The organism is Streptococcus sp. HMSC057G03, assembly GCF_001808745.1.
Lineage (GTDB): Bacteria > Bacillota > Bacilli > Lactobacillales > Streptococcaceae > Streptococcus > Streptococcus parasanguinis_Z.
Map to the genome: position 1 here is coordinate 150,401 of NZ_KV794429.1, position 6,575 is coordinate 156,975.

Annotated in this window: 9 protein-coding genes; 6 read left to right on the forward strand and 3 right to left on the reverse strand. The window is 41.5% G+C overall.

Annotation, left to right across the window (positions count from 1 at the left end; all coding sequences use genetic code 11):
- Positions 1 to 5: 5 nt before the first annotated feature.
- The 3 genes from HMPREF2686_RS07780 to HMPREF2686_RS07790 are packed head-to-tail and all read right to left on the reverse strand — an operon-like array spanning position 6 to position 2,369.
- Positions 6 to 899 carry an RluA family pseudouridine synthase gene (locus tag HMPREF2686_RS07780; RefSeq protein WP_049484048.1) on the reverse strand — a complete coding sequence of 298 codons (894 nt, stop codon included), beginning with the start codon at positions 897 to 899 and terminating at the stop codon, positions 6 to 8.
- Positions 896 to 1,714 (reverse strand): NAD kinase, encoded by an 819-nt coding sequence (locus HMPREF2686_RS07785; protein WP_282184817.1) that lies wholly within the window; start codon positions 1,712 to 1,714, stop codon positions 896 to 898. The genes HMPREF2686_RS07780 and HMPREF2686_RS07785 overlap by 4 nt, the downstream gene beginning before the upstream one ends.
- A complete protein-coding gene (locus HMPREF2686_RS07790; RefSeq protein WP_009730977.1) occupies positions 1,698 to 2,369 on the reverse strand; it encodes a GTP diphosphokinase in 672 nt (223 codons plus the stop codon). The genes HMPREF2686_RS07785 and HMPREF2686_RS07790 overlap by 17 nt, the downstream gene beginning before the upstream one ends.
- A 95-nt stretch (positions 2,370 to 2,464) precedes the next feature.
- On the opposite strand from HMPREF2686_RS07790, the gene HMPREF2686_RS07795 reads away from it, so the two are divergent.
- The 6 genes from HMPREF2686_RS07795 to HMPREF2686_RS07820 all read left to right on the forward strand — a co-directional run bounded on the left by HMPREF2686_RS07795 (position 2,465) and on the right by HMPREF2686_RS07820 (position 6,524).
- Positions 2,465 to 3,022 (forward strand): CYTH domain-containing protein, encoded by a 558-nt coding sequence (locus tag HMPREF2686_RS07795; RefSeq protein WP_049523196.1) that lies wholly within the window; start codon positions 2,465 to 2,467, stop codon positions 3,020 to 3,022.
- 72 nt (positions 3,023 to 3,094) lie between these two features.
- Positions 3,095 to 4,051: a ribose-phosphate diphosphokinase gene (locus HMPREF2686_RS07800; protein ID WP_003007186.1), complete on the forward strand. Its 957-nt coding sequence runs from the start codon at positions 3,095 to 3,097 to the stop codon at positions 4,049 to 4,051.
- A 9-nt stretch (positions 4,052 to 4,060) separates the two neighbouring features.
- Positions 4,061 to 5,173, forward strand: a complete 1,113-nt coding sequence (locus HMPREF2686_RS07805; protein WP_070450109.1) for a cysteine desulfurase family protein — start codon at positions 4,061 to 4,063, stop codon at positions 5,171 to 5,173.
- Between the two features lie 9 nt (positions 5,174 to 5,182).
- A complete protein-coding gene (locus tag HMPREF2686_RS07810; protein ID WP_009730974.1) occupies positions 5,183 to 5,530 on the forward strand; it encodes a DUF1831 domain-containing protein in 348 nt (115 codons plus the stop codon).
- Position 5,531: 1 nt separating this feature from the next.
- Positions 5,532 to 5,747, forward strand: coding sequence for a DUF4649 family protein (locus tag HMPREF2686_RS07815; protein WP_049490891.1), 216 nt, complete (start codon positions 5,532 to 5,534; stop codon positions 5,745 to 5,747).
- A gap of 129 nt (positions 5,748 to 5,876) precedes the next feature.
- Positions 5,877 to 6,524 (forward strand): redox-sensing transcriptional repressor Rex, encoded by a 648-nt coding sequence (locus tag HMPREF2686_RS07820; protein ID WP_049474902.1) that lies wholly within the window; start codon positions 5,877 to 5,879, stop codon positions 6,522 to 6,524.
- Positions 6,525 to 6,575 lie beyond the last annotated feature (51 nt).

Consider the following 6,575-nt stretch of genomic DNA (forward strand, 5'->3'; position numbering starts at 1 on the left):
AATAATTAATAACTGGTTTGAAGCTGTGTTAATACAGCTTGGAAATCTGGAGGCAGTGGACTTTCTATGACCAATTCTTCCTCTAGAAATGGATGATAATAGGATAGACGATGACAATGAAGGGCTTGGCGCTCAATGCCGTCTTCTAAACTTCCGCCATAGAGATCATCTCCCAAGAGCGGAAAACCAATATGGGAAAAATGAACGCGGATCTGGTGGGTTCGACCTGTGTGTAACTGAATAACCACTAGGTGAATATCACCAAAAGATTGAACAACCTGGTAGCTTGTATGAGCATACTTGCCACCTTTAGCTACCTTTCGGGTGATAATTGAATCTTCATCACGCGCAATCGGAGCAATAATCTCTCCGACAGGATCAAGCTTCCCAGATCCCTTGACCAAGGCATAATAGCGTTTCTGAATCGTTTTAGACTGCAATTGCTTATCCAAGCGAGCATGGGCATAGCCATGTTTGGCAAAGAGCATAACGCCACTTGTATCCTTGTCCAAACGAGTAACAATGTGAACCTGCTGGTTCTCGTAGCCCTGCTTCACATAGTAGCCCTTTACAAAATTTGCTAAGGTATTGGAATGAATCGCACTTGGAATCGATGCGATCCCAAAGGGTTTGTTTAAGACCAAAAAATGATCATCTTCAAACAAAATATCCAAAGGCCGATCCATGGGTTTTAGAGTTTCGAACCCTTCTTCTGCTGGAATATCAATGACCAAGCGATCCCCAATATCCAACAAATAAATCGCATTCTCCGGACGTCCATTGACAAGGATCTTGCCACCACGAAACTTAATCTTTGCTAAGAGCCCCTTAGAAACCTCGTGTTTTTTCAGAAAAGTCTTGACCTTGACATGCTCATCGACAATGAATTCAAATCTCATTCTCTATCATCTCCGATAAAGGCATCCTTGACCCGATTCCAGAAACTGGTATGACTGGAGCTTGCCACGAAATTAATCTTATGGTTGTCGATCTGGTATTCTACCTTTGCAATATTGCGGTAAGAATAGGTTGAATTGTCGACAGAGATAATGTGGAAGCCAGGACGCGTCGGTGTAATCTCGATCTTATCCTTTTTAGGGACAATAACAGAAGAACCCAAGGTACGATAAACACGGTTGTTGAGACTGGCAATTTCCGCAATCTGCAGCGCCTCAATAGTTGGGTGAAGGACTGCTCCTCCCAAGGATTTGTTGTAGGCCGTACTTCCTGTAGGAGTCGAAACTGTAATGCCGTCTCCTCTAAAGCGCTCAAAATCAACTCCATTGATGGTAAGATCGGCAACCATGGTCCGGTCGCTTCTCTTGATTGTTGCTTCATTCAAGGCTCTCATGGTACGGGTTTCCCCATTGTCAAAAGTGATCTTGACATTCAAAATGGGGTAGGAAACCTTGGCTCCAGTATCATATTTTAAGTTCTCAACCAGCTTATCGATTTCACTATCTAAGTAATCCGTATAGAATCCTAAGTGTCCGGTATGGACGCCAACAAAGCGAACTCGATCCAACTGGTGTTCATACTTGTGAAAGGCTGATAGCAACATCCCATCACCACCAATTGAAATCACAATATCCGGATGCTTCTCCGTCAAAATAAAATTATTTTTCCTAAGCTTGTAGCGCAACTGCTGAAAAACCTCTTCACTTTGACGCTTGCGATTGCGAATAATGGATACTTTTTTACCTGTAGTCTTCATCTGTGTCATCACTATTTCCAACGCCATCATTTAACTTACGATGAAGTGGATCAAACAGGGCTTGAGCCTCCTGAATCGCATCCCGAATTGCCCCCATCTCTTCATCCAAGAGATAAGCCAGGTTTGCTGTCGTCTCTAAGCGTTTTTTGATCTCGTCTGGAAAGTCTCCTTTATATTTATAATTGAGCGAGTGTTCAATGGTTGCCCAAAAATTCATGGACAAAGTCCGAATTTGAATCTCTGCTAAGATCGTTTCATTTCCATCAATGGTATCGACCGGGTACTCGACCACAACGTGGTAACTCCGGTAGCCACTTGATTTCTTATGGCGGATGTAGTCTCGCTCTTGGACCACGTGCATATCCTGCCGTTGTCTCAGAACCTCTAGGATCTCTTCGACGTCATCTACGAACTGGACCATGATGCGAAGACCAGCAATATCTTGCATATCCTGAGCCAAATTTTCTTCAGAAATATTTCTTCGGATCATCTTTTCGCGGATGCTCTCAATCGGCTTGACCCGTCCTGTGACAAACTCAATTGGAGAATGCTTTTGTTGCTTACGATATTGCTTACGAATCCCACGCAGTTTGATTTTTAATTCCCCAACTGCTTGGATATAAGGATCTAAGAAGTTTTCCCAATCAATTGCCATCCTACCACCTTGTAATCTGAACCATTTTTGTATACAATAAACACATCTCTTATTATATCATGAATCGCTTTCGAAAAAAAGCAAAGGACTACAAAATGAACCATTTAGAAATTGAATACAAAACCTTGCTAGATAAGGAGGAATACCAATCCCTCCTTCCACTTTTTGCTGATACAGAATTGGTTGTCCAAACCAATCACTATATCGATACCCCCGACCAGCTCATGCGTAAGGAAAAAATGGCTTTGCGGGTGCGTACTTTCACAGATCAAGCTGAATTGACTCTCAAGGTTCCTGAAGCAGTTGGCCATTTCGAGTACAATCAAGACCTCAGCCCAGAAGAAACCGAAGCGATCCTTCAACACCAACAGTTTCCTGACGGGGAAATCAAAAACCTCTTGATATCTAAAGAAATCCCTGTTGAGCAACTCGCTGTCTGGGGAAGCCTAACAACAGAACGCTTCGAAAAAGAAACAGCTGCAGGATTGGTGGCACTAGACCACAGTCTCTATTTAGACACTGAAGATTATGAATTAGAAATCGAGGTCGAAACTGCTGAGCAGGAAGAAAATTTCCATCAGTTCATCAAAGAGCATGGAATCGTCTACAAAGCAGCAAAAAATAAAATCGCTAGATTAGCGGAAAGATTGTAAAATAGCTGAAATTATCGCAAATTTTTGCTAAAATAGTGCTAAGATTAAAAATCTAAATGAGGTTGGAATCACATGTCAGATAAAAAAAATATGAAGCTCTTCTCTCTCAATTCAAACCCAGAGATTGCGCAAAAAATCGCGGATCATGCTGGGGTTCCACTTGGGAAAATTTCATCCCGTCAGTTTTCAGATGGTGAAATCCAAGTCAATATTGAGGAAAGTGTTCGTGGATATGATATTTATATCATTCAATCAACCAGTTTTCCTGTTAACAATCACTTGATGGAATTGTTAATCATGGTGGATGCTTGCCAACGGGCTAGCGCAAACACCGTCAATGTGGTCATGCCTTATTTTGGCTATGCTCGCCAAGACCGAACTGCTGCTCCTCGCGAACCAATCACAGCTAAGCTCGTCGCAAACATGTTGGTCAAAGCTGGGGTGGATCGCGTCGTCACACTGGATCTCCATGCAGTGCAAGTTCAAGGTTTCTTCGATATTGCCGTAGATAACCTCTTTACCATTCCACTTTTTGCAGAGCACTACATCAACAAAGGTCTAACTGGTCCTGATGTTGTAGTCGTCAGCCCTAAAAACTCAGGTGTTAAACGGGCTCGTAGTTTAGCTGAATATCTTGATGCACCGATTGCGATCATTGATTACGAGCAAGATGATGCAAACCGTGATTATGGCTATATTATCGGGGATGTCAAAGATAAGAAAGCGATCTTGATTGACGATATCCTCAATACTGGTAAGACATTCTCAGAAGCTGCGAAAATCGTCGAACGCGAAGGTGCTACTGAAATTTATGCTGTATCAAGCCATGGTTTATTTGTAAAAGGAGCTGTTGAATTATTAGACCAAGCTCCGATCAAAGAAATCTTAGTAACCGATTCTGTTGCTCCAAATGGACCAACACCAAAAAATATTAACTATCTAACAGCTAGCGAACTGATCGCTGAAGCTATTGTTCGCATTCAAGAAAGAAAACCTGTTAGTCCTCTATTTGCCTACCACAAGAAATAAGGTCTTAATGTGATATATTTTGATAATGCCGCAACAACTCCCCTTCTACCTGAAGTCATTGATAAAATGTCTGAAACTATGAAGACCACTTTTGGAAATCCATCGAGCCTTCATGCTCATGGACGGATGGCTAGTAAACTCCTCCGAGAATCTCGCGAGCAGATTGCTCAGTCTCTCCATACTCTTCCAAATCGTATTTTCTTCACTTCAGGTGGATCAGAAAGTAATAATACCGTTATAAAAGGCTACTGCTTGAAACACCAAGCAGATGGCAAACACATCATTACGACCGCTTTGGAACACCATGCGGTTCTCGAACCCATCGAATACCTTGTAGAACGTTTCGGATTTGAAGTTACGATCGTCCAACCAAGAGATGGACGCATTCAGGCTAGTGATATCAAGGCTGCACTTAGACCGGATACCATTCTTGTCTCTACCATGTTTGCCAATAACGAGACTGGCGATCTTCTACCGATTAAAAAAATCGGAGAATTCTTAAAAGATCATCCAGCTGCCTTTCACGTTGATGCGGTCCAAGCAATCGGAAAGGTCCCTGTCTATCCCGAAGAGTTGGGAATTGATTTTCTCAGTGCTTCTGCCCACAAATTCCACGGACCAAAGGGAGTCGGCTTCCTTTATGCAGCCGTCCCAGATTTTGATAATCTCATCCATGGTGGGGATCAGGAAAGTAAGATGAGAGCCAGCACGGAAAATCTTATTTCTATTGTCGGGATGGCAACCGCGCTTCAGCAAGCTACACTTCATCAAGAAGAAAATTTCCACCAGGTTCAAAAACTCGGCCAAGAGCTAGTCAATGGTTTAGCAGCCTACGACTACTACGTAAATGCGAATGACGATCATCTTCCATTTGTTTGGAACCTTGGCTTTCCGGGTTTCCAAAATGACGTTTTACTGATGCGACTCGATCTTGCTGGAATTTCTGTCTCTACAGGTTCTGCTTGTACCGCTGGTACAGTTCAACCCAGCCATGTCCTTGAGGCGCTCTATGGAAAAGATAGCTCACGCCTAAAAGAATCCCTTCGAATTAGTTTTTCAGAACTCAATACCATAGAGGAGGTCCAAGACTTCCTCACAAAACTTAAAGAAATTTTATTATAGGAGAACAATATGGCTTTTGAAACAAGTGTTTCATTGAAAGACTGCAAATATACCTATAGTCTACACCCAAATGTTAAAAAATATACCTTACGTGACAATACATTCGCTGTTACAAAAGTTGGAAATTACGAGTTAAATCGTTTGCTCGAAGCCGTTCCAAATAGCGGCGAAGGCTTCCTACTTAAAATTATTTTCAATAAAGATTTGACAGGTTTTAAGATCAATATTACAGACAAGTCTGGACTTCGCCTGGTTAATATCTTTAAAAATCCAGAAAATGACATTATCCAACAAAAATTCTATTTCTTAATGGATAGTCTTGTCGAAAGAGAAATTTTCAACAAAACAGAGGCCTAATATGGTAACCCTAACTTATATCGATGCTTACCAAGTAGAACGAACGACTACTTATCCTGACCTTGCAGCCTGTATCCTAGCTTTTTCAGGCTGTGTAACCTTGCCTGACTCTTACTCAATCGTATCCATTGAATACAAGGGGGAAAAGCTCCCCTATACAGGACGAGTCGATGGACTTTATGCTTTTTTGAAAAAGGTAGAACAAGCTGAAAACTAAGCTGATGCTGATGGAACTCTCCATCGCCATCAGCTTTTTCTTTAGACAAAAATATTTTTTAAAAACCGCTTTAGATAGTTGATTTTTTCACAATCTTCCTATACAATAAGAGGGAAAGGTTGTGATATTGTGAAACATGATAAAAATACTCCAATTCCACGCGCAACAGCAAAACGCTTATCGCTCTACTACCGCATTTTTAAACGCTTTAACTCTGAAAAAATAGAGCGCGCCAATTCCAAGCAAATTGCTGATGCAATTGGGATTGACTCTGCTACCGTTCGCCGAGATTTTTCTTATTTTGGTGAATTAGGAAGACGGGGATTTGGTTATGACGTAAAAAAACTGATGAACTTCTTTGCGGATCTCTTAAATGATAATGCTATTACCAATGTCGCTATTGTGGGGATCGGAAATATGGGAAGTGCGCTCCTCAACTATCGCTTCCATGAACGCAATAAGATGAAAATTGTCATGGCTTTTGATGTAGATGATCATGAACTGATTAATACCAAAAGTAAGGATGGGATCCCCATTTATGGGATTTCTACGATCAAAGAGAATCTCAAAAAAGAAGGCATTCAAACAGCAATTTTAACTGTCCCAAGTATTAAAGCGCAGGAAGTGGCTAGTCTTTTAGTAGATGCCGGTGTCAAAGGAATTCTAAGCTTTTCTCCGGTCCATCTGACAGTTCCTAAAGACGTCGTCGTCCAATATGTCGATCTCACCAGTGAATTGCAAACACTCCTTTATTTCATGCGAAAAAACGAAGAATAAAGATTTATACATTAACAAGAAAAGAGGCTGGGACAAAAGTCCTAGCCTCTC

What these genes read in the sequence shown, in the direction of transcription:
- HMPREF2686_RS07780 (WP_049484048.1), bottom strand. Translation starts at nt 899, where the DNA reads ATGAGATTTGAATTCATTGTCGATGAGCATGTCAAGGTCAAGACTTTT.
- HMPREF2686_RS07785 (WP_282184817.1), bottom strand. Translation starts at nt 1,714, where the DNA reads ATGAAGACTACAGGTAAAAAAGTATCCATTATTCGCAATCGCAAGCGT.
- HMPREF2686_RS07790 (WP_009730977.1), bottom strand. Translation starts at nt 2,369, where the DNA reads ATGGCAATTGATTGGGAAAACTTCTTAGATCCTTATATCCAAGCAGTT.
- HMPREF2686_RS07795 (WP_049523196.1), top strand. Translation starts at nt 2,465, where the DNA reads ATGAACCATTTAGAAATTGAATACAAAACCTTGCTAGATAAGGAGGAA.
- HMPREF2686_RS07800 (WP_003007186.1), top strand. Translation starts at nt 3,095, where the DNA reads ATGTCAGATAAAAAAAATATGAAGCTCTTCTCTCTCAATTCAAACCCA.
- HMPREF2686_RS07810 (WP_009730974.1), top strand. Translation starts at nt 5,183, where the DNA reads ATGGCTTTTGAAACAAGTGTTTCATTGAAAGACTGCAAATATACCTAT.
- HMPREF2686_RS07815 (WP_049490891.1), top strand. Translation starts at nt 5,532, where the DNA reads ATGGTAACCCTAACTTATATCGATGCTTACCAAGTAGAACGAACGACT.